The organism is Streptococcus mitis (genome assembly GCF_009496205.1).
Lineage (GTDB): Bacteria > Bacillota > Bacilli > Lactobacillales > Streptococcaceae > Streptococcus > Streptococcus mitis_BN.
In genome coordinates, this window is the sequence record NZ_WIJO01000027.1 from 1 (window position 1) to 25,471 (window position 25,471).

The following is a 25,471-nucleotide window of genomic DNA, read 5'->3' on the forward strand; positions in this document are numbered from 1 at the left end:
TTTTTAAGCATAAGCTTCCCCCTTTCTAGATACAGTCTAACAAATCAAGAACTTAATTGGGGCCTTTTCGCCTATTCTGTTCCCTACACCGCCTCAACTGCACAAAAAAGAGAGGGCTTGCCTCTCTCAGGGTTATATTTCTGCAATTTGGTTTAGGTTTACTTCTGCAACTGTGTCATTACCAAACATAGAGATAATCATCTTCACTTTATTGTTATCAATCTCTGTAATCTTACCAGTATAGTCTGCAAAAGCACCATCAATGATACGTACAGTTTGACCAACTTCAACATCGATATCAAACTCTTGTACAGTTTGTCCCATAGAAACCAAGATATCACGGATTTCTTGTTCCAATAATGGAGTTGGTTTTGATCTATTTCCGTGAGATCCGACGAATCCTGTAACGTTTGGTGTGTTTCGAACAACAAACCAAGCTTCATCTGTCATCACCATTTCTACAAGAACATAACCTGGAAAGCGATTCTCTTCTACTTCTTTTCTCTTTCCATTTTTTTCAACTTGCACTGTTTGTGTTGGAATTTCAACACGTAAAATATTATCCAACATATTGTAGGTTTGTGCACGTTGCAATAGATTTTCTTTTACCTTATTTTCATAACCAGAATAGGTTTGTAAGACAAACCATCCTTTATCAAAACTATCCATGATACTTCCTTTCATAATAGAAGATTTCTAGCGTGAATAACTCCACAGGTCTTCTAAAAAATGTTAATAAATCGAATCAAACCTGAAACAATCAACTTGTCAAAAATATAAATAATCACAACAAAGAAAGCAGTGTATTCCATGATAGAACGAAAATCTCTCCAGCTTTCCTTGCGAGTTGGCCATGTTGTGTCTTTAAGAAGTCTAAAAATATCTCCAATAAAACGCATCGCTCTCTCCTATCTCGTTTCTCTGTGTGTAGTGTACTTACCACAATGTTTACAAAATTTATTTACTTCTAGTCGTGTTGGCTTGGGGTTTCCGCTGATCTTGATTGAATAGTTTCTCGAACCACAAACCGCACAAGCTAGGCTTGCTTTTTTTAGTGCCATAACGCCTCCATCTTATCTATTATAACAAGAAAGCTAGGCTTTGACAAGCATCTTAACGAAATAGATTGACTACCGAATCCCATATCGTTTGAGCCTTTTCCTTAATTTTAGCATCCGAGATAGCACGGCTAGCCTCATCTACCAGATTTTGTGCACGACTTCTAATATCAGAAAGGCTATTATCCGCCTGATTTTCTTCATTACTCTGTACTTGATTTCTTGTATTGGCTGGTGCAATTCCATTTTGCTTATACGCATTTTCAACTGTAAAGGTACTTCCTGGCGTATAAGGTAAAATGGTATTGGCAATGTTTCTAAAGACATGGGCTGCACCGTTTGAAGTAGATCCTGCTAGATAGTGATTTTCATCAGTCGTAGGGAAACCAAGCCAGTGACTAATCACTACATCCGGTGTATAACCAATCACCCACTGGTCACTTGTGTATTCCGGATTAAAAACAGCTTCAGTTGTTCCTGTTTTTCCTGCCATGACATAGTCTGCAGGTGATGAACTAATACCTGTTCCGTTTGTAAATGTTCCCAACATCATACTGGTCATCTTGTCAGCTACAGACTTATCAATCACCCGTTTTTGTGAATTTTTATGGCTCGCAATGACCTGACCACTAGCATTTTCAATTCTACTAATAAAATGAGCTTCCGGCATTAAACCTTCATTTGCAAAGGCAGCATATGCTTGAGCCATTTGAAGAGGGTTGGTTTCAACACCGCTTCCCAAGGCGACACCAAGAACACGATCGACCTTTTCCATGTTGAGTCCGAATTTTTCGCCCGCCTCAAAAGCCTTATCAACGCCCAAATCATTAACAGTGGCAACAGCAGGCAGATTAAGCGATTCTGCCAAGGCTTGATACATAGGAACTTCTCGACTCGTTTTGATCCCTGCATAGTTATCAACCTTATAGCTGTCATACTGCATGGTATGGTTATCCAACTGCTTATTCAAAGCCCAGCCAGCTTCAACTGCCGGCGTATAAACAACTAAAGGCTTAATTGTAGAACCAGGGCTACGTTTTGATTGAGTTGCATAGTTGAAATTCCGGAATCCAGTTTTATCATTGCCAGCAACCTGACCGACAACTCCACGAACTCCACCTGTTTTCGGTTCGAGAGCTACACTTCCTGATTGAGCAAATGTTCCATCCTCTGCCCTAGGAAATAGAGCTGTATTTTCATAGACAACCTGCATATTTGCTTGGTAGTTTTGGTCCAGCTCTGTGTAAATGCGGTAGCCATTATTTACGATTTCTTCCTCTGTTAGATTATACTTGGAAACAGCTTCATTAACAACCGCATCAAAGTAAGAAGGATAGCGGTAATCTGAGATTTTTCCCTCATACTTATCGTGCAATTGCGAAGTCATATCAACTTCTGCTGCTTCGGTTTCTTGGTTTTTATCAATGTAACCCGCTGCAAGCATATTCTGCAAAACAGTATCGCGACGATTGGTAGAATCTTCTACAGAATTCAAAGGATTATACAGTTCCGGCCCCTTTAGCATTCCTGCCAGAGTCGCAGCTTGATCCAGACTCACTTCTGATGCAGAAACTCCAAAGTATTTCTTACTCGCATCTTCTACACCCCACACACCATTTCCAAAATAAGCGTTGTTAAGGTACATGGTTAGAATTTGATCCTTACTATATTTTTTTGTTAATTCTAAGGCAAGGAAAAATTCTTTCGCTTTTCTCTCAACAGTTTGATCCTGTGACAAATAAGCGTTTTTAGCTAGCTGTTGGGTAATAGTAGATCCACCACCTGAACGGCCAGCTGTTACAATAGCCAAGAAGAAACGACCATAGTTAATCCCGTCATTTTTATAGAAAGAACGGTCTTCTGTCGCAATAACGGCATTCTGCAAATTTTTACTGATATCAGTCAGTTCAACATAGGTTCCTTTTTGACCAGACAAGGCACCAGCCTCCTTTTCTTCACGGTCAAAAATAAGAGTTCGAGTTTTCAAGGCATTTTGCAAATCATTGACATTGGTTGACTTGGCTACAGCAAACAAATAGGTTCCAACTAGCAAGCCTGCACTCAAACCTAGTATAAGGACAATCTTTGTTAGATGATAGCGACGCCAGAATTTTCGAATTGGACCCACTTGGGCTAATTTTTTTCTATCACTGCGAGAACGACGCAAGCTAGTAGACCCAGAATCCTCTGATTCACTTGTTTCTTTTTTAAAAAGAGAAAGAAATTTCTCGAATAATTTATCTAATTTCATGCGTTTATTTTATCATCTTCATCATAGGAAGACAAGAATTTAGCTATTTCCTATCAAAATAGGGCTTTTTTTGTTACAATATCTGTATGCAATTCACATTTACATTACCAGACTCTCTACCTCAAATGACGGTAAAGCAATTACTTGAGGAACAACTCCTCATTCCTAGAAAAATCCGGCATTTTTTGAGAATCAAGAAACATATTTTAATTAATCAGCGAGAAGTTCGCTGGAACGAGATTGTAAGTCCTGGAGATGTTTGCCAGTTGACTTTTGACGAGGAAGATTATCCCAAAAAAGAAATTCCTTGGGGCAACTCTGAGCTTGTTCAGGAAGTTTATCAAGATCAACACTTGATTATTGTAAACAAACCAGAGGGTATGAAAACCCACGGTAACCAACCAAACGAAATCGCCCTTCTTAACCATGTCAGTGCCTATGTTGGCCAAACCTGCTATGTTGTTCATCGTCTAGACATGGAAACCAGTGGCTTGGTTCTCTTTGCCAAAAATCCTTTTATCCTGCCTATTCTCAATCGCTTACTGGAGAAAAAAGAGATTTCTAGGGAATATTGGGCACAGGTCGACGGACATATCAACAGCAAAGAACTTGTTTTCAAAGACAAAATTGGGCGTGATCGCCATGACCGCAGAAAACGAATAGTTGATACAAAAAATGGACAATATGCTGAAACACATGTAAGCAGATTAAAGCAATTACCAAACAAAACTTCCTTGATTCGTTGCAAACTAAAGACAGGGCGAACACATCAAATTCGTGTGCACCTTTCGCATCATAACTTCCCGATCCTGGGTGACCCTCTCTATAATAGCAAATCAAGGACGAGTCGGCTTATGCTCCACGCCTTTCGTCTGTCCTTTACCCATCCGCTTACTCTAGAGAAATTAAGCTTCACTACCCTTTCAGATACCTTTGAAAAAGAATTAAAAAAGAATGGATGATTGTCGTGTCATCCATTCTTCTATATAAATAAGAAAAGCAAGACCAAGAGGCCTTGCTTTTTATCGACTCAAGAATTATTTAGCAATTTTTGCGAAGTATTCAAGAGTACGAACAAGTTGTGCAGTGTATGACATTTCGTTGTCGTACCATGATACAACTTTAACCAATTGTTTACCGTCAACGTCAAGAACTTTAGTTTGAGTTGCGTCAAACAATGAACCGTAAGACATACCTAGGATATCTGAAGATACGATTGGATCTTCAGTGTATCCGTATGATTCGTTTGAAGCTGCTTTCATAGCTGCGTTCACTTCGTCAACAGTAACGTTCTTTTCAAGAACTGCTACCAACTCAGTTACAGAACCTGCTGGAACAGGAACACGTTGAGCAGCTCCGTCCAATTTACCGTTCAATTCTGGGATTACAAGACCGATAGCTTTTGCAGCACCAGTTGAGTTAGGAACGATGTTTACAGCACCAGCGCGAGCACGGCGAAGGTCACCACCACGGTGTGGTCCGTCAAGAATCATTTGGTCACCAGTGTAAGCGTGGATAGTAGTCATCAATCCTTCAACAACACCAAAGTTGTCTTGAAGAGCTTTAGCCATTGGAGCCAAGCAGTTTGTAGTACATGAAGCACCTGAGATAACTGTTTCAGTACCGTCAAGAACGTCGTGGTTAGTGTTGAATACAACTGTTTTAACGTCGTTTCCACCAGGAGCAGTGATAACAACTTTTTTAGCTCCACCAGCGTGCAAGTGTTTTTCAGCAGCTGCTTTCTTAGCAAAGAAACCAGTAGCTTCAAGAACGATTTCTACACCGTCGTTAGCCCAGTCGATTTGTTCTGGATCACGCTCAGCAGAAACTTTGATGAATTTACCGTTAACTTCAAATCCACCTTCTTTAACTTCAACAGTACCGTCGAAACGACCTTGAGTTGTGTCGTATTTCAACAAGTGTGCAAGCATAACTGGATCTGTAAGGTCGTTGATACGAGTAACTTCAACACCTTCTACGTTTTGGATACGACGGAAAGCAAGACGACCGATACGTCCGAAACCGTTAATACCAACTTTAACTACCATTAGTGATTTCCTCCTTATGAAAATCATGAAATTTTTATTGTGAAAAGAGTAACTTGAATCACTACAAATCACCTTTCAACAAACCTATTATATAACTATTTAAGTTTAATTGCAAGTACGGGCATTGTTTTTCTATGTTAGTTTCTTTTTCAGGCTATAAATCAAGAACTTCCTTACTATTCATATCGTAGCGATTCTACAGGATCCATTTTACTAATTTTACGTGCTGGGAAGTAGGCTGAGACATAACCAAGTAATAGAGCGAAAGCTAGAGTTCCTAAAACAGATAACAAATTTAATTCAAAAACCTTAGTGATGGATGGATAAAAGTGATTTACAACCGCATTCGCCAAACTTCCCACCCCTTGTGCAACCAAAAAGGCCAGTAACAAGGCGATGCCTACAATCCAAATAGCCTCGTAAATAAAAATCCCTTTGACATCATGATTTTGATAACCAACTGCCTTCATGACACCTATTTCCTTAGAACGTTGCATGATATTAATGTAAATGATGATGCCAATCATGACCGCTGCTACCACAATAGCTTGTGATGAAAGCACAATCAACAATCCCTGAATAACACGAATAAAAGTAATCACAATATCAAGAACCTTCTGTTGAGAAAGAACAGTATACTTCTTATTTTTCTGCAATTCTTCTGTTACCACTTTTGTCTGTGATGGATCTTTAAGTTCCAAGATAAAATAAGATACAGCTTTTGTAAATCCAGCTTCTTTCAAAATTGTTTCCATTTGATTAGACGGCATGAAACTGTTGCTATCCTCCATGTCATCTTCATCATTGATTACACGCACAATCTTCGTTTGAAATTGAGCAATCTTGCTAGCTTCAGCAGCATTTTCTACAATGCTGGCTGAGACTGATTTACCAATAATATCACTAGCCGTCAGATTTTTTCCTGTCTGTTCATTCCAACTTTTTAGTAAACTGCTTGGAATCGTCAAGCCCTGTTCATTTGCATCAGTATAGAGGGAACCGGCTAATACTTTGTCCGCCTCATTACTACTAACAGAAATACTTGTATCCTCATAGAGACTCACTACTTGAGCATAAGAAGGCATCGTTTGACTCAGAGCCATTTCTTGCCCATCTATAGTAATATTTGACATGGTCATCCCAAAAGGACTCTCCAAATATTTAATAGCTTCTTTGCCAACTGTATCCGTGATATAGTTCTTATCATCTTGGTTCAAAAAGCCTCGTCCAGCATTTTCTGTGTTTAAAGCAATCTGAACTTGAGAAGGAATTTGACCTCCATTCGTATTTTCATCAATCATCGAAATCAAAGCATTTCCCAAGCCGAAAGAAATTAAGACTCCTACAAAACCGATTGAGGTTGCTAGCGCAATCAATAAGTTACGCCACTTTCTTTCCAGAAAGTTATTTAAAGAAAGTTTGAATTTGTTTTTCAATGATAATCCTTTATTTTTTGACTTCTTCAACGACTTCACCATCCTTCATTTTGATAATCACATCTGCATATGCAGCAACCTCTGGATTATGGGTTACAATCAATACTGTTTTCCCTGTCTGGGCTAAATTTTTAAATACTTCCAATACCATTTCTTGAGATTGAGAATCCAGTGACCCCGTTGGCTCATCTGCTACAATCATATCAGGCTGATTTACCAAGGCACGCGCGATTGCTACACGTTGCTTTTGCCCGCCAGAAAGCTGTTTAACATTTTTAGCCATAAAAGGCTCCATTCCTAAGCTACTTAATTGCTCCTTTGCAATCATTGTCATCTCCCTGTCAGATAAATCTTTGACATAGAGAGGTAGCTTGACATTGTCCAAGACAGACTGATGTGGAATGAGGTTAAAGTTTTGAAACACAAATCCAATCTTATCTTTACGAAATTGAGTTAGTTCAATCTCTGATAAGTCACGGAGGGATTCCCCTTTAAACTCTAAATCTCCTTCATATTGTCTGTCTAAACCACTTATGATGTTTAGTAGACTGGTTTTGCCACAGCCTGATGGACCGTAAATCGCTGTAATTTTACCTTTTGCAATCTGCAGGTTAATATTCTTTAAAGCCTGTTCTTGATGTTTACCGTCCAAAGTGTAAAACTTTGAAATATTTTTAATGGATAAAATAGACATTCTTTCCCCCTTGTTTAAAACTGTTATCATCATACATCATACTGATAGAAAATCCTTAGAGTTGCATCAGCACCGGATGTATATCAAGTAAAATTCATTTTAACAAAAAAGCGACATTTCTCCAATGACAGAAATGTCACTCCTATAAACTCTTTAACGATATCTTTCTAGATCCTCGGCCCATTCATTATCTAAACTAACGAGTAACTTCCCATTGCCAAACATCCTTGCCATCATTTTTGCTTCTTCATACTTTTGTTTGGCTGTATCATAATCCATCTGAATATAATATTTCCACTCCACCATCAAGACAATCGGTTGTTTTTGAAAATCTCGTGTTTTTTGCCCTATTTTATTTAAGGTCTCGACTGCCCTCTTAAAATAATGAAGCAACCCCATAACCTCTATACAAGTTAAAGAAGCTAACAAGGAGTCTCTAAGTAAGTCCAAACAATCGAACTCTATCTTATCAACCTGAGAACTTAATTTGTCATGAAAATAAAGAATAGTTTCATGATCAGACTTTTTTATCTCACCCTCGTTTAAACCATCCATTAACTGACAAAGAAAATACAGTCTCAATTTCAACAATTCCTCAGCCTTATATACATCTCTGGATAGTAAGTCTTGAAGACTGTCCTCAATCACACCACTTCCGTATAAAGAATTACTAGTCGCTCTCACTGCATCTATTGCCTGAAGGCAGTCCACTATCATCTTCTCATCACGGGGCAGGTCATCATAAAAACACTCAAAAATCTCATCAAAATATTCTTCCTTTTGTTCTTGCAACTCCTTGTCTCCATAGTCAGGGTGATGTAAAAGAAAGTACTTTAATTCTTGGTAGCGTTTAGGCAATTCCTTATAATCTGGCATCAAGACATAGGACGGAATTTCTAATCTATCTGCAATATATTCTAGTGTTTTTATAGTCGGTCGAAATTCTCCTTTTTCTATCCGCACCAGCTGACGCACTGATAGTTCAGACTCATCCCCGCAAAAAACTGGACGACTAAGTCCTTTCTCCTCTCTTAAAAGTCGCACTTTATCCCCTAACTCATTTATCTTGTTCATTTGCCCCTCGCATGATTATTAAAGGTTTGATTTTCAAATAAATATATGCGATGATTATACCATTTTTCAAATAGAATTACAAAAAAGAGACAGGATTTCTCCTGCCTCTAGGCTGATAACAATTATTTACGGCGTCCTGGTCTTTCTTTGTAACCATAGTAAGAATCTTCGATGATTTCTTGCATATGGTCAACCATTGGAAGACGTGGGTTAGCTGGTGAACATTGATCTTCATAAGCAAGGAAGGCCAATTCACGAGAATGTTCTTTCCATTCTTTTTCATCGATTCCTTGTGCTTTGAAGTTCATTTGGATACCTACGCGCTCACCAAGTTCGTAGACAGCTTTTGCATAAGATTCCACACCTTCTTCTGGAGTAGAAGCTGGAAGGCCAAGCATACGTGCGATATCTTGGTATTTTTCATCTGCACGGTAGTAGTTGTACTTAGGCCATGTTGCTGTCTTAGCTGGACGTGTACCGTTGTAGCGGATGACGTATGGAAGCAAGATAGCATTTGTACGACCGTGGATTGTGTGGAATTGCGCACCAATCTTATGGGCCATTGAGTGAGAAATACCTAGGAAGGCATTGGCAAAGGCCATACCAGCGATTGTTGAAGCGTTATGCATTTTCTCACGTGAATGGAAGTCTGCATTCTTAACTGAGCTTTCAAGGTTTTCGAATACAAGCTTGATGGCTTGAAGTGCAAGACCGTCAGTGTAGTCGCTAGCCATTTGTGATACGTAAGCTTCAGTCGCGTGGGTCAATACGTCCATACCAGTATCAGCAGCTACAAATCCAGGAACTGTCAATACCAAGGCAGGGTCTACGATTGCCACAGTTGGTGTCAATGAGTAGTCAGCGATTGGGTATTTACGGTTGTTTGCTTTATCAGAGATAACGGCAAATGGTGTTACTTCAGATCCTGTACCAGATGTAGTTGGGATCGCGATGAATTTAGTCTTCTTACCAAGCAATGGGAATTTGAAGGCACGTTTACGGATATCCATGAATTTTTGAACAAGGTCACGGAAGTCCACTTCTGGTTGTTCGTAGAAGAGCCACATTACTTTAGCAGCATCCATTGGAGATCCACCACCGAGAGCGATGATTGTATCTGGTTTGAAGGCACGCATAATCTCAGTACCACGGTTTACAGTTGTGATATCTGGATCTGGTTCTACATCAGCAAAGATTTGGTAAACAACCTTATTGCGACGAAGATCAAGTTGCTCGATGATACGATCAAGGAAACCAAGCTCTACCATGGCATGGTCAGTAACGATCATGACACGTTCAACGTCACGACATTTTTGAAGGTATTGAATTGAATCACGTTCAAAGTATGTTTTTGAAGGAAGTTTCATCCATTGCATGTTATTTCTCCGTCTTCCGACTTTTTTGATATTCAAGAGGTTAATGGCACTAACGTTATCCCCAACTGAGTTGCGTCCGTAAGAACCACATCCAAGTGTCAATGATGGCAAGAAGGCATTGTAAACGTCCCCGATACCACCGAAAGTAGAAGGTGAGTTACAGATAACACGAATAGCTTTAACAGCTTTACCAAATTCTTTAGTCAATTCTTCATCAGCTGTGTGGATAGCTGCTGAGTGGCCAAGACCGTTAAATTCAACCATTTGACGAGCCTTAGTAATACCATCTTCACGGCTTTCAGATTTCAAAACTGCGATAACTGGTGATAATTTTTCACGAGTCAATGGCTCATTTTCGCCAACTTCTTTACATTCTGCAGCAAGAATGTTTGTTCCTTCTGGAACTGTAAATCCTGCTTGTTCTGCAATCCAGGTTGCTGGTTTACCAACGATGTCAGCGTTCAATTTTGCACCAGCACAGTTTTTGCTATTTGCTTTCACGCCGAAGCAGAATTCTTCAAGAAGTGCTTTTTCTTTTTTGTTTACAAAGTAAGTGTGATATGATTTGAACTCTGCTACAAATTCATCATAAATTTCTTTATCAATGATAACCGCTTGTTCAGATGCACAGACCATACCATTATCAAATGATTTAGACATAACGATATCGTGTGCTGCTTGACGGATGTTTGCTGATTTTTCAACATAAGCTGGAACGTTTCCGGCACCTACCCCAAGAGCTGGTTTACCACATGAGTATGCAGCTTTAACCATGGCATTACCACCTGTTGCAAGGATTGTTGCAACACCTTCGTGGTTCATAAGGGCACTTGTTGCTTCCATAGATGGTTCAGTGATCCACTGTACGCAGTTTTCAGGAGCTCCAGCTGCGATAGCTGCATCGCGAACGATACGAGCTGCATGAGCAGATGATTCTTGTGCTGATGGATGGAAAGCAAAGACGATTGGGTTACGTGTCTTCAATGAAATCAATGATTTGAAGATTGCTGTTGATGTTGGGTTTGTTGTTGGAGTGATACCACAGACAACACCAACTGGTTCTGCGATAAGAGTCAAACCTGTTACATCGTCTTCTTCGATAACGCCAACTGTCTTAGTGTGACGCATGTTGTTTACTACGTGTTCACAAGCAAACAAGTTCTTAGTTGCTTTATCTTCAAATACACCACGTCCTGTTTCTTCATAGGCATGTATAGCCAATTCTCCGTGGGCATCCAAAGCTGCCACTGACGCTTTAGCTACGATATAGTCAACCTGTTCTTGGTCGAGTTTACGCATTTCCTCAAGGGCAACTAGAGCTTTTTGCACCAATCCATCAACATGCTTCTCAGCAGCGAGTTTCTTTTCCTCTGGTGTCACAGTTTTTTTATCAGCCATATTTTCCTCCATAGCTTTCAAGGATCGATATCCTTTGTTAATTTTTTCACAAGTTTATTATAACGCATTATTTCAACTTTGTAAACAGTTTCATAAACATTTCACAAAGAATTTTTTATTGTTTGTGAATTTTTTCTCATTTTCTTTACTTATCAAGTTTTTTCTTTAGAGTTTGTGAAATGAATTTCAAATATTTTTTTATTTCACAAGCTTGATTGGAAGAGGAACTTGGAAAGAGATAAATTTTCTAGTAAGCGCTTACTTTTAGATGATAACAATACCTCCTTTGATAAGGAGGCTTTATTTTTGTTGAAAAACGCCTTGTTTAAAAGTCCCTTCATAAACAACTTCTTGTTCTGTTGTTAGTTTTCCTTTTCCTTCAGCCTGACCATTTACAAAATCGCCTTCGTAGGTCCAGCCTTCTTTAGATTGAAAGGTACCTTTTCCGTTGAAGGCTCCATTGTTGAAACCACCTGTATATTGGTCCCCATTTTGGAAGGTAATGGTTCCTTGGCCATTCATTTTACCACGTACAAGACTGCCGTCGTAAACAATCGTTCCATTATCGAGTTTTAAGACACCTTTTCCGGGAATATTTAGAAAAAAGACGAGTACGGCACAAAAAACAATGGTAACTACTGCCAAAAGCTCTAAACGTGGACGAGTCAGATAGACACGATACTTTTCGTAAAAATTCTTAAGATTTTCCATCTTCACTCTCCTTCTCTAAACGTTCTAACCATGCTTGACACCCCTCTTGAACACGCTGATAGGTTTCCTCAAAATCTCCTGTATACCAAGGATCTGGAACACTTTCAGATGCAAATGAGTAAATCTTATCTTGACAGTCTACTGGACACATCTGACGTAGGTCAGAAACATTTGAAGCGTCCATTCCGATAATATAATCAAAGGCTTCAAAATCTTCCTTACTAATCTGAAGCGATGTCTTGCCTTTATCATAAGGAATCTCATACTGTTGAAAAATCCCTTGAGTTCCCTTATGAATCGGATTGCCATGTTCCCAAGAAGAAGTCGCTCGACTTTGGATTTCATAATTATCTGTCATTGATTTCATAACAAACTCAGCCATAGGACTACGGCAAATATTCCCCAGACAGACAAAGACTAGTCTTTTCATCCCATTTCCTTTCTATTATAGAAAAACGGGAGTTAGTAATCCCGTCTTATTTTTCAATTGCGCCTTCTAGTGAAGCTGTTTCTTTCAGCGGTAATACTGTCTTGATAGCAGCTAGTTCAAAAGTCAAGTAAACTCCATCTACATCAAGAACAATCGTTCTCTTCTCAGTATCTACTTCATCGACTGTTCCGTAAAGTCCACCGATTGTAATCACTTCATAGCCTTTTTGTAGTTTATTTAAGCTTTCCATACGTTTTTGTGCTTGTTTCTTTTGAGAGCGTTGCATAAAGAACATCAAGCCCAACATCGCTACAAGCATAATTAAAAATGTATAATTTGGATTCATTTTCTTCTCCTTTGTCTTTTACATAGGACTACTATATCAAATTTCAGCTACTTTTACAAGATTGTACCTTGCTTTTCTAACAAGAAAAACCAGAGCTTGCGCCCTGATTTTTAGGATTATTTCAAATTTTGAACGACTTTTACAAGATTTTCGACAGTAAAGCCATATTCTGCCAATACTTTTGGTGCTGGGGCAGAGGCTCCGAAGGTATCAATACCGAGAACGGCACCATCAAGACCAACGTATTTGTACCAGTTTTGAGTTGCACCCATTTCGACTGCAACACGACGGCGAACTGCAGTTGGAAGAATTTCTTCCTTGTATGCTGCATCTTGTGCGTCAAAGACATCTGTGGATGGCATGCTGACTACGCGGACTTTTGCGCCTTGACTAGCCAATTCTTTAGCAGCTGAGACAGCTAGATTGACCTCTGAACCTGTTGCAATCAAGATGGTATCAAAATCTGCTGCATTTTCATAGACGACATAGGCACCTTTTGCAACCTTGTCGAAGTCTGTTCCCTCTTCAACAGTCAAGTTTTGACGGGTCAATACAAGGGCAGTTGGCGTTTTCTTACTTGTCACTGCAAGGTACCAAGCTGCTTGAGTTTCACGCGCATCTGCTGGACGGAAAACATTTAGATTTGGCATAGCACGAAGACCTGCTAAGTGTTCAACTGGTTCGTGCGTTGGCCCATCTTCACCAACTGCGATTGAATCGTGGGTAAAGACATAAGTCACAGGAAGTCCTTGCAAGGCTGACAAGCGGACAGCTGCCTTCACATAGTCAGAGAATACGAAGAAAGTTCCACCATATACACGAAGTCCACCGTGAAGGGCCATCCCGTTCAAGATCGTCCCCATTGCAAATTCACGAACACCAAACTGAATGTTACGGTTCAAGCGATTGGCATCGTCTTGAAGTCCGTCAGTTTTGATATAAGTCATGTTTGAGTGAGCAAGATCAGCTGAACCTCCTAAGAAGGTTGGCAACTTAGCCGCTACAACGTTCAAAGCATCCTGACTTGAATTACGAGTTGCTTGAGAGAAGCCATTTTCTAAAGCTGGGAAGTCTGCTGGAGTCACTTCAACTGGATCACGTCCGTCAATGATAGCTTCGACTTCTGCTGCAAGTTCTGGATGAGCTTTTTTATAATCAGCAACTAATTTTGTCCAAGCTTGATAAGCTGATGCGCCACGGTCTGCAACATGTTCTTTGAAATCAGCATAAACTTGTTCTGGAATTTCAAATGGTTCATAATCCCAACCAAGGGCTTGACGAGTTGCTACAGTTTCATCTGCTCCAAGAGGGGCACCGTGTACGGCATTAGTTCCTTGTTTGTTTGGAGAACCATATCCAATGACAGTCTTCACTTCAATCAAAGATGGTTTGCCTGAAGCTTTAGCTGTTTCGATAGCAGCATGGATTGCTTCCAAGTCTGTTCCATCTTCAACCAAGGCTGTATGCCAACCGTAAGCATTATAACGGTCACGAACACTTTCTGTAAAGGAATCCTTTGTCTCACCATCCAAGTTAATGTCATTTGAATCATAAAGAACAACCAACTTATCCAATTTTTGCAAACCTGCATATGAAGCTGCCTCGCTTGAGACACCTTCCATCAAGTCTCCGTCTCCACAGATAACGTAAGTATAGTGGTCAAAGATATTGTAGCCTTCGCGGTTATATTTGGCTGCCAAGAAACGTTCTGCTTGGGCAAAACCAGTGGCAGTTGAGATTCCTTGTCCTAGAGGACCTGTCGTAGCATCAATCCCTGCTGTATGACCAAATTCTGGGTGACCTGGTGTTTTAGAACCCCATTGGCGGAAGCTCTTGATTTCATCCATGCTGACATCTTCAAAACCAGAAAGGTGTAGAAGGGCATAAAGGAGCATTGAACCATGTCCTGCTGAAAGAATAAAGCGGTCGCGGTTAATCCAGTTTGGTTGAGCTGGATTGATACGAAGTTGTTTTGTAAAGAGGCTATAAGCCATTGGAGCCGCTCCCATAACCACACCTGGGTGACCTGAGTTGGCTTTATTAATGGCGTCAATACCTAGGAAACGAATTGCATTAACAGATAGATTTGACATAGAATTTCCTTTCTATTTAAGGTGATTATTGGATCACACATTCTATTTTACTATTATATGAAAAAATACATAGAATAGCAATAAATCAATTCGACTCTAGATAAGTCTCGTGATTTCTACCCTCTAGTCGCCTGATAGTAGGGAAGTAAGCGTTCATAAGCTTCTTCTAATTTTTCTAAAATATTTTCTAATGATTGATTTTCAATAAAAGAAACATCTGCCTTAACTAACACTTTTCGGACTTCCTGATTGGATAGTTTATTTCTTAAAATTTGACGATTTTCTTCGTTCGCCTCCCACCGTTGACTTTGACCATCAGAGTAGACTAGATAATAAACACCTTCAACGGTTGGAACTTTTAAAACTTTGGCCTGCTTGCCTAGAGTTCGCTCATCTTTCTTACGCTCGATGAAACTGACCTCTAAGGAAATTCCAAAGTCAGTAGATGTCCCATACAAACGAAGAGCCAACATAGGTTCTGTTACTTGTCCGTCTCTCTGTAGATAAACCCAAAAATGTGGTCGTAAACGTTGCGCCTGATTCATCCACTGGCTAGTCTGTTGGAGTTGCCATTCTGGATGACTTGCTTGAAAGGCTTTAGCCAGTTCTGTAAAAGCCTTTCGAGCCTCTTGGCCTTTGTGGCGCAATTCCAGCATTTTCTCTCGCTCTGCTCCCGCCTTATCAGGATTACGGTACTGCAAATCAGCAAAGTCTAAATAGTCTCTTATCTTATTCAACATTAATTTAATCTCCTCCAGCTAGCAAAAAATCAGGATAACCCTGATTTTACTTATTCTGTATCTACGACAACATAACGATTTGGCTCATCACCTTCAGAGTAACTGGTCACGCCATCCATACGTGAAATAATACGATGAATAATCTTGCGTTCGCTATTTGACATTGGATCTGTCTGATGACTGCGTCCTTCTTCTAAAACACGAGTCGCCAATTTTTGCGCATAGGTCTGCAAGACTTCTGCACGGTGTTCAACATAATCATTGACATTAATAGTAATGTAGAAGGTTCTTGAATAGCGGTTGTAAAGATAATTTTGAGCCAATAGTTGCAAGGCCTTCAAGACTTTACCATGGTAGCCGATAATACGACCTGGTTCGTTAGTATCAATTTGCAAATTGATGCTACGACGGTTATAGTCATTTGAAAGTGTAGCTTCAACATCCATGTCATCAATAATTGTTTGAACATAAGTCGTTACTTCCGTAGCTACTTGTTCAATATCAAAGCTCGGTTCAACTTTTAAGCCCAAGTCTTCTAGTTCTTGACTTTCAGTTTGCTCAGCTTGGTTTTCAATAATAGGAGTTTCTACTTCTTCTTCGAGAGCAGTTTCTTCAAGTTGTAATTCATTTAAAATCTCAATGTGACCAGTTTCTTCTAAGATAGTGCTGGCATGTCTTTCATGTTTTAAGATTTCAGCCTTGACTTCATCAGAAATACCTTGGCCTTCTTCCTCAATCTTTTTAATTGCCTCTACAACATGACCCAAATCAACAGTTGCTTCACTGACTGTTTTAACAGGCTCATTCAAATCATTAATTTGCTTCGGAACTCCCTTTACAGCTTGTTGGTTTGCTTTTACAACTGTCGTTTCACTAATAGCATCAATATCCACTTGGGCTGGTTTTTTACCAAATAAACCAAGAAATCCTTTTTTCTCACGAGAAATGACTTTGATATGAGCCTTCAGTCTTGGGATATCTAATTCTTTCAATCCTTTCTGGATTGCTTCTTCAACAGTTGAACCTGTAAATACTACCATTACCAGATTCCTCCTTATTATTTCGTTTTCTGAGCCTTTTTCTTGGCTTTTCTTTTTCTATTTTCCAAATCTTTCTGTGCCTGTACTACAGCCTCGCGCTCTGCAATAATCTTGAATGGATTGTTCAAGAAATAGGTTTGCAAGACTTGATAAGCATTGGACACTGCCCAGTAGAGAGCGACTCCGCTCGGAGCATAAACCCCAAAGATAAAAATCAAGACCGGAATACCGTACATCATCGCAGTCGTAGCTCCATTACGCTCAGACAAGGCTTTATTGGATAACCAAGTACTTAAAAAGGTGAATACTGCTGCTAAAATCGGAAGAACAAGGGTTGTATCCACACCACCAAGGTTAATCCATAAGAAATGACCTGTCTTTAAAAAGTCAACTCTTGATAGAGCTTGGAACAAGGCCAAGATAACCGGCATCTGAATCAAAATCGGCCAAAGAGAATCTGACTGTCTGACACCCATTTCTTTAAAGACTTTACGCATTTCCTGGTCTAGCTTGGTTCTGCTTTCTATATCTCGACCTGGATATTGTTCTCGAAGCGCCTTAATACGTGGTTGAGCTTCCTGCATTTTTCTAGAAGCCACCATTTGCACTTGGAAGACTGGCAAGAGAACTGTACGAATCAAGACCGTAAAGAGGATAATTCCCACTCCGATACTGATATCAAACGACAAAAAGCGAATGATTTCCGCAAAGAAGTAAACAAATTTACTCCAAAAATCAGCCGAATCGGCTGTAATATCGCTAGTTGTCCCATTAGTTGCACAGGCTGTCATGATCAATAGGGACAGTCCTAGCAAACTAGTCAACTGTAGTTTCTTTTTCACTCCCATTTCCTTCCTGGTAAATCTTTGATAATTTTAATACGTGGAGTAGATTTTTCTCCATCTCTGCGTATCCCAAGGTTTCGACTCCTTTTCGAGCAATGACAACAAAGTCGACATCTTCTACCAGACTCCCTTTGGCATTCTGGATAATATGCCGAATCCGTCGCTTAATTTGATTTCTAGTGACCGCATTCCCCAGTTTTTTGCTAACTGATAGACCTACTCGAAAATGGTTTTTCTGGTTTTCTAATTGGTAGACAACAAATTTGCGATTGGCAAAACTTGTCCCCTCCTTGAAAATCGCCTTAAAATCTTTCTCTCTTTTTACACGAAAGTTTTTCTTCAAAACTCAACTCCATCTATTAAATTACTACTATTATACCATATTTTTCAAAAAAGCCAATCATAGCAAGGTTTTGGACATTTCCATCAGAAAAAGAAGCTGGAAAAATCTCTTTCCCAACTCCTTGTACGGAATATTTTTTCTGATTTTAGTTATTTTTTCAAACGTTCAACGTCACGGGCAATGACTAATTCTTCATCTGTTGGAATAACCAAGACACGAATCTTCGCTGCATCTGTTGAGATGTCTCCTGTCACGCCAAAGACGTTCTTTTCTGGATCAACATCACAGCCAAACCAAGAGATACCTGAGATAACATCTTCACGTACGTTTGCAGCATTTTCACCGATACCTGCAGTAAAGATAATAGCATCTGCTCCATTTAGGACCGCAATGTATTGCCCGATATGTTTTTGGATACGGTCAACATACATTTCATAAGCCAAAGTGGCATCGTGGTCCCCTTCTTCCATAGCAGCAATCACATCACGCATATCACTAGATTTACCTGAAACCCCCATCAGTCCTGATTCACGATTAAGAACGTGACTAATGTCTTCAGGCGTGTTAAAGTCCTCTGTATATTGCATTAAGTAAGGAATGATAGCTGGGTCAATATCTCCTGTACGTGTTCCCATCATCACACCACCAAGTGGAGTGAATCCCATTGAAGTATCAACAGATTGACCACCCTTAACAGCTGTAATAGAAGCACCATTACCGATGTGGCAAGTAATCAATTTCAAGTCCTCTAATGGACGGCCCAAGAGTTTTGCTGCTTCTCCTGCTACAAACTGGTGACTTGTACCGTGGGCACCATATTTACGAACCTTGTTTTCTGTGTAATATTTTGTTGGTAGAGGGTAGCGATAAGCTTTCTCTGGCATAGTTGTGTGGAATGAAGTATCAAAAACAACTACACTGGTAATGTCTGGCAACAATTCCTTGAAGGCACGAACACCTGCTGCATTGGCTGGATTGTGGAGAGGAGCCAACAAGCTCAACTCTTCAACTTTTTCTAAAACATCTCCCTCAACGACTGTTGATTCTTTGAAATATTCTCCACCGGCAACAACACGGTGTCCAACACCTGTAATCTCATCATAAGCCTTGATAATATCGAAACGAATCAAATCATCCAATAAGATTTTAACAGCTTGTGTGTGATTTTCGATATCCAAAATTTGTTGTTCAGAACGGCCATCAAATTTTACAGTTGAAATAGAATCTTTCAAACCAATCCGTTCAATTAAACCTTTAGCAAGAACTTTTTCCTCTGGCATTTGATAAAGTTGCCATTTCAAACTTGAACTTCCCGCATTGATTGCAATTGTTTTTGTCATAACATGATACCCCTTTTTAAGCGTTTTCATCTATTATAACAAAATCTATTTTATATTTCAGTACCTTGAGTCCATTTTTGAAAATTTTCTTTAAATTTCATTAAAACACTTGCATCTTGCAAGCTAGCAAGTGGATAAACAAAAGGCTCCACTGCTATTTCACTTTTCTTCTGTAAGATAAAAATAGTCTTAGATTGTTTGGCATTGGCAAAGAGATTTTCAGGCAGACTGATCATGGCAACTAGATTCGCCTCCTCTTTCAACCAACCTTTCAACAAATCACTTTGAGGACTGGTCAACAAATCACTCGGAGCGAGAAAAATAGCGTATCCATCTGACTTGAGGTACTTAAGTCCTTGTTCCATGAGCAAGTGATGGGCGTAGGTATGTTCTTGACTAGAAGCAACTTGATGGCGCGACGCAACGGCATCATCAGGATAATAGCCGACAGGCAAGTCGCTGATGACCACATAGCTTTCTTTGAGCATTTGTGGACGAACGGCATCTCCTTGGACAAAACCAGCCTGCAAACCAATTACATCTGCCATACTAGCCGCCAAATCAATCAGCAAATCATCCACTTCCATTCCCAAGTAATCCACTTTTTTAGCAAGCGAGGTCAAGAAAGTAGCGCCCAAAATTCCCATCCCAGAACCCATTTCGAGGATAGTGATTTCCTTCTCTGTAAACAACTCTTCCACAATAAACACTAAAAGCAAAGCAATAGCATCCGGTGTAAACTGGTGATTGGCCTGCAAGGGTTCTGTTTGTCCAGCCTTCATCAAGAGAAACTGGTAGGTCTTGAGCCATTCTTCTTTGCGTAGTGCTAAACGCTTAAGGGCCTGATTGTTCTCCTTGACCTGCTCTAACTCAGTCTCACCATCCAAATAGATGCTGTTTTGCTCCACCAGGGCGTCATAAAAGTTGGTCGCCAAATCACTTTGAATGACTTGGACATTCTCTAGTAAATACGTATAAGCTTGTTCAATTTTTTCAAAATCCATATTCCTATCTTATCAAATTTCCCTTCTTTTTTCCATCCTTATAGAAAAATCACTCCCTGACTAGGCGAGTGATTTTTGGGCTACTGTTAAAAAGAGTTCTGAGTAATTTCCTTGAAACAGGTCTTCAGCGCTATAGAGGATCTGACTATGCACAGATGAAAAACCGTGCTGAATTAGCCTGTTTTCTAGTTCAACCAATTCAAATCCGTGATGGTTAGCTTCTGTCTTGGTAAAATCAGCAAGTAAAAGTTGTCCGTTTTCTCTCAGATGTTGATGAAACAGTGAGAGAGCCGCATCCAAATCAGGCATATGATGAAGAACACGACAAACAACAATGAGATCAAACTCTTTCTCCAAGGGTCTTTCCAGTAAATCTTGCTCCAAAAACTGGATATTCTTGATGTCTTGCTGCTCCGCTTTCAAACGAGCTTGCTCCATCATTTTCTCCGAAATATCCACCAATGTTACAGACTTGGCCTGCTTGGCTAGGGGTAAGGATAGTAGACCCGTCCCTCCACCGAAATCCAAAATTTCTTTGTCTGATAGAAAATCAATCTGTTTCTCAACTGCTTGACAAACCAAGTTTGCAAGAAAGATATTTTTAGGGGAATCGAAAGTTTCTGCTTTGTGGTTAAAATCATGTTTCATATTTTTAGTTTAGCACAAAGTAGTTGAATTGACTAGGAATTCTCTTTCTTTTCAGACTTCTCTTCTGATTTTTTCTTTTCCGCTTGATTACTTGAATCAGTCACTACCTTTTCCTTTTTATCCGTTTTCTCTTCTTTGATTTTGACTGAAGGAAATAGGAACTCATATTGACTCTTAGGCGTACGAACCGTCGTCACCAAGCCAGTTTTCTTGTTTTGATAGCTTACCTGACCTAGATTAAAGACCTGCTCCCCACTTTCTTGCTCGGCTTTATCCTTGGTTCGTTTAGCCATGGCAAAAGCGATTAACTTTTCTTTATTTACAGCATAGTCTTGATAGTGGGCGACTTGTCGGTTCAAATAGAACTGCAATAAAAGGCTGAAAATGGCTGAAATGGTGACTGCATAGAGGAGAACTCCTGCCTTAACTTTTTTCTTTTTCCACACGATAGATGAACTCCCTTTCTAAGCCTTTCTGAAACTGGAAACGAAAACGAACCAATTGCTTATCCTCTGTAATCTGAGCTGATTTGAGGCCATAAACCATGGGCTGATAACCTCGTCCACCGGCATCGGTTTTTCGAAAATCGTCCGATTTTGACTTACCAATAGAGATATCCTTACCATCCTGCTTCATATAGATACGATTGCCTTCTACTTTTTCGAACTGCGAACGGTCTAATTCTGCCTCTAGCTGATCCACAAACAAGAGCCACTCTTTTTGCTCGCTTTGCTGCTGGTAGCGAACTTCTGAAATGAGGAGCTGACTCATGGCTTGAAAGAGGAGTAAGCTTCCACTGATAACAACGAGAGCAATAAGGGATTCTAACAAGGTAAAAGCCTTGACCTTATGGCTCTTTGATAGCCAACAACTGTTCTGAGCCATGATAAACCTCCAATCCTTTTTCACTAGAAAACATCTGAATCTCAACTCCGTTTATGTTTACCTGATTTTGACCTGTCTGCAAGGCCATCTTAGCTACCCTCAAGACTTCTTCCTTTTGCAAGATTTTTGCTTCTTCTTGCCTATTTTTTTGAATTTGTCCCAAAAGTAGGGTCGCAATACTAGCAAAGATAGCTAAAGCAACCACTGCTTCCAGTAAAATCACTGCCCTAATTTTTTGTTTCCTTAATGCGTTTAATTTTTCCATTTCCTAGATATAATTGATAACGAATCGCTCCTTTACTGGTATGAAATTCAACCTTAGCCAGGGACGAATTGCCCCCAGCTCGATCAAATGTAATACTTTGGCCTGATGGTGCCTGAATCCCTTTGGGAACTGTCAACTTTTGACTGCCGTTAGTGATTGTCTGCCCATCTAAGTTCAGACTAGTCTTTTGCTGACTGGCTACACTGCGTTTTTGGGTTTCCCGATAGAGTTCTTCAAACTCCATAAAGAAAATCTGATCCTCTACCGCCGCAAAAGTGGACTGAACAGAACCTGACAAGCCCAAGGCAAGGATACTCACAAGACCCAAAACCAAGAGACTTTCAAGCATGGTAAAGGCCTTAATCTGCAACGGTTTGACTGGTATTTTGTTTAGCATGGTATTCTTTATAAGCTTTAGCCTGTTCTTCTGTGATTCTCCCATCTGCTTGTAACTTGCTTAGGCTAGCATCTTCATTTTTATCTAAGCTATAAAGCTCTGCCTGGCTTTCCACCACCTTAACAACAGCAGCTTTTCCTTTGTCGTTGACTGCTTCTTTTTGCTTGGTCAGATTAGGTACAAAGAGCAAGAGAAGCACGCTGATGATGAGCAAGACCACCAACATCTCCACAAGTGTAAAAGCCTTCACTTTCGCTTTTTTCAAGAATGTCATCATTTTTTTCATGTTAAAAATTTACCTCCATATTTTGATACATGGGCATGAGCATTGCCGCATAAAGTAAAACGATAATCAGTGCCACAAAGATAAAAACCAGTGGCTGCACCAAATTCATGGTGCGGTTAACTCGGGTAAAAAAGGCTTCCCAAGTTTTTTCAGCATAGATTTCCAACTCACTCCCCAGCTTGGACTTGACTTCACCATACTCGATAATAAGACTCAACTCTTTCTTAAAGAAAGGATAGGTTGCTATGGTTTGAGAAAATTCGCGACCATTTTGTAGGGCTTGAGCTAGATCTTGACCGATTTCTTTAAAGAGTTGGGAACCTTGTTCCTGCATCATTTGAAAAATCTGCGTCAACTCCATCCCTTGAGAAATCATATTCCCCCATTCACGCGCATAATAAGCTGTCAAATAAGTCTGAACAAAGATTCCAAAGAAGGGAAGACGCGCTAAGATAGAAAAGACACGCATTTTGGAACTTCTTTTATAGAAAGTTAGTGCTAAAAGGGCAAGTATGGAAACAAACCCCACCATTCCTAGAAAGATTTGTGGCAGATTTCCAATGATTTGGGTGGCAATATTGCTACTATCCAGTTGTGGTAGTAGATAGTTCCGTAGCCCCAGCATAATTAAGAAAAGAAAACCCAGCAAAATCAAGGGATAGGTCGCTACTTCAATTAATTTTTTCTTGACCTTGGTCAGATTGTCCAGATACTCTTCTATCTTTCCTAAACTAAGGTGGAGATTCCCATGAACTTCAGCTAGGGATAACTGAGTGACAATGGCACTTGAAAAACCCAAACTTTCCATCATTTCTGAGAATGATTTCCCCTGAGACAAACCTGTACGCATCTGGGTCACACACTGCTTGTCCAACAAAGCACTCCTATCTAAAAATGAGATAGTCTCCACTAGATGAAAACCGCTGGAAAAGAGATTGTTAAACAAGGTGATGATATTTTTTTGCTTAGCTGTAGCTAATTTTTTCCGTTTCAGCCTGAAGACTTGTGATATGTCCATCTTTAAGAAGCTGGTCAATCTGTTCATTCCAGCTAGTTGGCTGGTGTTCTTGATAGTCTTTGTTTGCAAAGTCAACGATTCCTCCTCCCCCGATTAATCTCTGGTAACAAACACCTTGCAGAACGACTGCCAATTCCTCCTCACTCACACCCAACTCCAGCAGGCGCTCATAAACACCTCGAATGCTCTTGGCATGGATGGTTGAAAAGACTGTCGCCCCTGTCAAACTGGCTCTAACAACTGCACGCGCCGTCTCGCTGTCCCGAATTTCTCCGATAATCAAGAGATCTGGCCGATGACGCAAGGAAAGTTTGATGAGATTTTCATAGGTCAACCCGATTGCTTCGTTCAACTGCAACTGAAGCATGTCGTCCTGCTTGATTTCTACAGGATCTTCGATGGACATAACTTGCTGTCCTTTAAAGAGTAACTTGGCCAATTCATGCATCAAGGTCGTCTTGCCACTTCCGACTGGACCAGCAAAGAGATAGAGACCACGTTGCCTGTACTGCTTGCCAAGTTCTTCAATATCCTGAAACCAAAAATGCAAATCCTGCTCCTCATCATGCAACAAGCGAATCACCAAACTCTCCTGCCCTCGATAATCGCCTACAGTAGATAGACGTAGGGACGCCATCTTCTGGTCATAGGCATAATCACAGGAACCAAGTTGACTACGTCGCTTTTCTCCAACATTCATACCTGCCACAAACTTAAAGTGACTGATGACGGCCGCAAATTTTTCGAAATCATAACAACCGATTTTACAGCGCTCGTCTCCTATTCTCATATGAAGCTCATAAGCGTCTAACTTGGGGACAAAATAAATGTCTTGTGCCCCTTTTTTCCGAGCCGAACGAATGATTTCTTGTGCAATTTCTTGAACCATACTTACCTCCTCACCTATACTATTCGCAAAGATTTGGAAAAATAAAAAAAGCAACTCCAAAAAAGTTACTTTTTCTCTATTTTAATTTCATACGGCAAGAACGGTGCCTTTCCTTACCTGTTTGTTTTTCATAGCCTGGACGTAATTTTTCATCTGGGATAACCTGCTCGTCCTGCAAAAGAGCCAAAGAATGGTATTGTTGTAAATAGTCGTCACATTCATCACACCAGCGTTGGTCTTCTGGATCCCAAAAAATAGTCATCAAGTCACTTCTACTTTTATAAAGAGGGGATTCTTGTTCCAGTCTAAACCAGCAAGTTTTATAGTATTTGAGAGCATCATAATACTGATCAAATTTTCTACTTGCTACAATATCTTCTTCCCAACCTTCTATAAACCACCAAGGTTCAAAATCTCCGTACATTTCTATAACACGATACATATTCATTCATTCCTTTGTACCGTATATTATAACCAATTCCGCTAAACAAGGAAAGAAATATGCTCATTTCTTAATTTCCAGATAAAAGGAGTCTGGGACAATAGTCCCTTATTTCCAAAAAAAGCAACGGATTTGCCGTTGCTTTTTTGCATGGTTACGATAGTCTTGGTAAAATAGAATTGCTTAATAAACCATTTAGAAAGGTTATCCCATGCATATTTACTATAACACAAATCAAACAACTTTACCACTAGAAATCAGTTCTTTCTTACCACAAGACCATCTCATCTTTACTATTGAAAAAGTGGTGAATACCTTGGAGGATTGTCACTTCCATGCCTTCTATCATGCCTTTGGTCGCCCGTCTTATCACCCTAAAATGCTTATAGCTACTCTTCTATTTGCCTATTCACA

At 39.9% G+C, this 25,471-nt stretch carries 31 protein-coding genes; 2 read left to right on the forward strand and 29 right to left on the reverse strand.

The window, feature by feature from the left end; translation table 11 throughout:
* Window positions 1-132: 132 nt before the first annotated feature.
* The 4 genes from nusG to pbp2a are packed head-to-tail and all read right to left on the reverse strand — an operon-like array spanning window position 133 to window position 3,309.
* On the reverse strand, window positions 133-669 hold the full coding sequence (gene nusG, locus GEZ85_RS05800) for a transcription termination/antitermination protein NusG (RefSeq protein ID WP_023947912.1): 537 nt from the start codon (window positions 667-669) through the stop codon (window positions 133-135).
* A 53-nt stretch (window positions 670-722) separates the two neighbouring features.
* Window positions 723-899: a preprotein translocase subunit SecE gene (gene secE, locus GEZ85_RS05805; protein ID WP_001210990.1), complete on the reverse strand. Its 177-nt coding sequence runs from the start codon at window positions 897-899 to the stop codon at window positions 723-725.
* A 9-nt stretch (window positions 900-908) separates the two neighbouring features.
* A complete protein-coding gene (rpmG, locus tag GEZ85_RS05810) occupies window positions 909-1,061 on the reverse strand; it encodes a 50S ribosomal protein L33 (protein ID WP_001809375.1) in 153 nt (50 codons plus the stop codon).
* Window positions 1,062-1,113: 52 nt separating this feature from the next.
* Window positions 1,114-3,309, reverse strand: a complete 2,196-nt coding sequence (gene pbp2a / locus GEZ85_RS05815) for a penicillin-binding protein PBP2A (protein ID WP_078238585.1) — start codon at window positions 3,307-3,309, stop codon at window positions 1,114-1,116.
* 86 nt (window positions 3,310-3,395) lie between these two features.
* Here pbp2a and GEZ85_RS05820 point away from each other — a divergent pair, with 86 nt between their 5' ends.
* Window positions 3,396-4,271 (forward strand): RluA family pseudouridine synthase, encoded by an 876-nt coding sequence (locus GEZ85_RS05820; RefSeq protein WP_153209727.1) that lies wholly within the window; start codon window positions 3,396-3,398, stop codon window positions 4,269-4,271.
* Window positions 4,272-4,346: 75 nt separating this feature from the next.
* On the opposite strand, the gene gap is transcribed toward GEZ85_RS05820, so the two are convergent.
* From gap to GEZ85_RS10340, 25 genes are all read right to left on the reverse strand, one after another.
* On the reverse strand, window positions 4,347-5,357 hold the full coding sequence (gene gap, locus GEZ85_RS05825; protein ID WP_000260662.1) for a type I glyceraldehyde-3-phosphate dehydrogenase: 1,011 nt from the start codon (window positions 5,355-5,357) through the stop codon (window positions 4,347-4,349).
* A 176-nt stretch (window positions 5,358-5,533) separates the two neighbouring features.
* Entirely contained in the window at window positions 5,534-6,835 is a 1,302-nt protein-coding gene (locus tag GEZ85_RS05830; RefSeq protein ID WP_194251523.1) for an ABC transporter permease, read from the reverse strand.
* Window positions 6,804-7,487, reverse strand: a complete 684-nt coding sequence (locus GEZ85_RS05835; protein WP_153209726.1) for an ABC transporter ATP-binding protein — start codon at window positions 7,485-7,487, stop codon at window positions 6,804-6,806. The genes GEZ85_RS05830 and GEZ85_RS05835 overlap by 32 nt, the downstream gene beginning before the upstream one ends.
* Window positions 7,488-7,640: 153 nt before the next feature.
* A complete protein-coding gene (locus GEZ85_RS05840) occupies window positions 7,641-8,561 on the reverse strand; it encodes a helix-turn-helix domain-containing protein (protein ID WP_125443903.1) in 921 nt (306 codons plus the stop codon).
* 122 nt (window positions 8,562-8,683) lie between these two features.
* Entirely contained in the window at window positions 8,684-11,335 is a 2,652-nt protein-coding gene (gene adhE / locus GEZ85_RS05845; RefSeq protein WP_000763950.1) for a bifunctional acetaldehyde-CoA/alcohol dehydrogenase, read from the reverse strand.
* A 300-nt stretch (window positions 11,336-11,635) separates the two neighbouring features.
* Window positions 11,636-12,046, reverse strand: a complete 411-nt coding sequence (locus GEZ85_RS05850; RefSeq protein WP_020902388.1) for an MORN repeat-containing protein — start codon at window positions 12,044-12,046, stop codon at window positions 11,636-11,638.
* Window positions 12,033-12,476, reverse strand: coding sequence for a low molecular weight protein-tyrosine-phosphatase (locus GEZ85_RS05855; protein WP_153209725.1), 444 nt, complete (start codon window positions 12,474-12,476; stop codon window positions 12,033-12,035). Before GEZ85_RS05855 ends, GEZ85_RS05850 begins: the two co-directional genes overlap by 14 nt.
* 46 nt (window positions 12,477-12,522) lie before the next feature.
* Entirely contained in the window at window positions 12,523-12,822 is a 300-nt protein-coding gene (gene yajC, locus GEZ85_RS05860; protein ID WP_001069289.1) for a preprotein translocase subunit YajC, read from the reverse strand.
* Between the two features lie 116 nt (window positions 12,823-12,938).
* Window positions 12,939-14,915, reverse strand: a complete 1,977-nt coding sequence (gene tkt / locus GEZ85_RS05865) for a transketolase (protein WP_153209724.1) — start codon at window positions 14,913-14,915, stop codon at window positions 12,939-12,941.
* A gap of 116 nt (window positions 14,916-15,031) precedes the next feature.
* Window positions 15,032-15,655: a ribonuclease P gene (locus GEZ85_RS05870; RefSeq protein WP_153209723.1), complete on the reverse strand. Its 624-nt coding sequence runs from the start codon at window positions 15,653-15,655 to the stop codon at window positions 15,032-15,034.
* A gap of 50 nt (window positions 15,656-15,705) precedes the next feature.
* Window positions 15,706-16,695: an RNA-binding cell elongation regulator Jag/EloR gene (gene jag / locus GEZ85_RS05875; RefSeq protein WP_049515763.1), complete on the reverse strand. Its 990-nt coding sequence runs from the start codon at window positions 16,693-16,695 to the stop codon at window positions 15,706-15,708.
* 17 nt (window positions 16,696-16,712) lie between these two features.
* Entirely contained in the window at window positions 16,713-17,537 is an 825-nt protein-coding gene (locus GEZ85_RS05880; protein WP_322741435.1) for a membrane protein insertase YidC, read from the reverse strand.
* Window positions 17,512-17,883 (reverse strand): ribonuclease P protein component, encoded by a 372-nt coding sequence (gene rnpA, locus GEZ85_RS05885; protein ID WP_000739245.1) that lies wholly within the window; start codon window positions 17,881-17,883, stop codon window positions 17,512-17,514. The genes GEZ85_RS05880 and rnpA overlap by 26 nt, the downstream gene beginning before the upstream one ends.
* 149 nt (window positions 17,884-18,032) lie before the next feature.
* The gene (locus tag GEZ85_RS05890) at window positions 18,033-19,223 is read right to left on the reverse strand and encodes an acetate kinase (RefSeq protein WP_153209721.1); all 1,191 of its coding nucleotides are present in this window, start codon (window positions 19,221-19,223) and stop codon (window positions 18,033-18,035) included.
* 50 nt (window positions 19,224-19,273) lie between these two features.
* Window positions 19,274-20,227: a class I SAM-dependent methyltransferase gene (locus GEZ85_RS05895; protein ID WP_033684717.1), complete on the reverse strand. Its 954-nt coding sequence runs from the start codon at window positions 20,225-20,227 to the stop codon at window positions 19,274-19,276.
* A gap of 60 nt (window positions 20,228-20,287) precedes the next feature.
* Entirely contained in the window at window positions 20,288-20,875 is a 588-nt protein-coding gene (locus GEZ85_RS05900; RefSeq protein ID WP_153209720.1) for a class I SAM-dependent methyltransferase, read from the reverse strand.
* 32 nt (window positions 20,876-20,907) lie between these two features.
* Window positions 20,908-21,321, reverse strand: coding sequence for a competence type IV pilus minor pilin ComGG (gene comGG / locus GEZ85_RS05905; RefSeq protein WP_322741434.1), 414 nt, complete (start codon window positions 21,319-21,321; stop codon window positions 20,908-20,910).
* On the reverse strand, window positions 21,299-21,760 hold the full coding sequence (gene comGF, locus GEZ85_RS05910) for a competence type IV pilus minor pilin ComGF (RefSeq protein WP_153209719.1): 462 nt from the start codon (window positions 21,758-21,760) through the stop codon (window positions 21,299-21,301). The genes comGG and comGF overlap by 23 nt, the downstream gene beginning before the upstream one ends.
* Window positions 21,723-22,025, reverse strand: coding sequence for a competence type IV pilus minor pilin ComGE (gene comGE / locus GEZ85_RS05915; protein ID WP_153209718.1), 303 nt, complete (start codon window positions 22,023-22,025; stop codon window positions 21,723-21,725). Before comGE ends, comGF begins: the two co-directional genes overlap by 38 nt.
* Complete coding sequence (gene comGD / locus GEZ85_RS05920; protein ID WP_185757749.1) at window positions 21,988-22,422, reverse strand: competence type IV pilus minor pilin ComGD; 435 nt, start codon at window positions 22,420-22,422, stop codon at window positions 21,988-21,990. The genes comGE and comGD overlap by 38 nt, the downstream gene beginning before the upstream one ends.
* Complete coding sequence (gene comGC, locus GEZ85_RS05925) at window positions 22,385-22,708, reverse strand: comG operon protein ComGC (protein ID WP_000738641.1); 324 nt, start codon at window positions 22,706-22,708, stop codon at window positions 22,385-22,387. The genes comGD and comGC overlap by 38 nt, the downstream gene beginning before the upstream one ends.
* Window position 22,709: 1 nt before the next feature.
* A complete protein-coding gene (gene comGB / locus GEZ85_RS05930; protein WP_153209728.1) occupies window positions 22,710-23,726 on the reverse strand; it encodes a competence type IV pilus assembly protein ComGB in 1,017 nt (338 codons plus the stop codon).
* Window positions 23,674-24,615 (reverse strand): competence type IV pilus ATPase ComGA, encoded by a 942-nt coding sequence (gene comGA, locus GEZ85_RS05935; RefSeq protein ID WP_153209717.1) that lies wholly within the window; start codon window positions 24,613-24,615, stop codon window positions 23,674-23,676. Before comGA ends, comGB begins: the two co-directional genes overlap by 53 nt.
* A 76-nt stretch (window positions 24,616-24,691) precedes the next feature.
* Entirely contained in the window at window positions 24,692-25,057 is a 366-nt protein-coding gene (locus tag GEZ85_RS05940; protein WP_049499212.1) for a DUF1033 family protein, read from the reverse strand.
* Window positions 25,058-25,098: 41 nt separating this feature from the next.
* Window positions 25,099-25,308: a hypothetical protein gene (locus tag GEZ85_RS10340; protein WP_322741433.1), complete on the reverse strand. Its 210-nt coding sequence runs from the start codon at window positions 25,306-25,308 to the stop codon at window positions 25,099-25,101.
* Here GEZ85_RS10340 and GEZ85_RS05945 point away from each other — a divergent pair.
* A partial coding sequence (locus GEZ85_RS05945; RefSeq protein WP_194251524.1) for a transposase occupies window positions 25,269-25,471 on the forward strand: 203 nt, incomplete at its 3' end. The genes GEZ85_RS10340 and GEZ85_RS05945 overlap by 40 nt on opposite strands.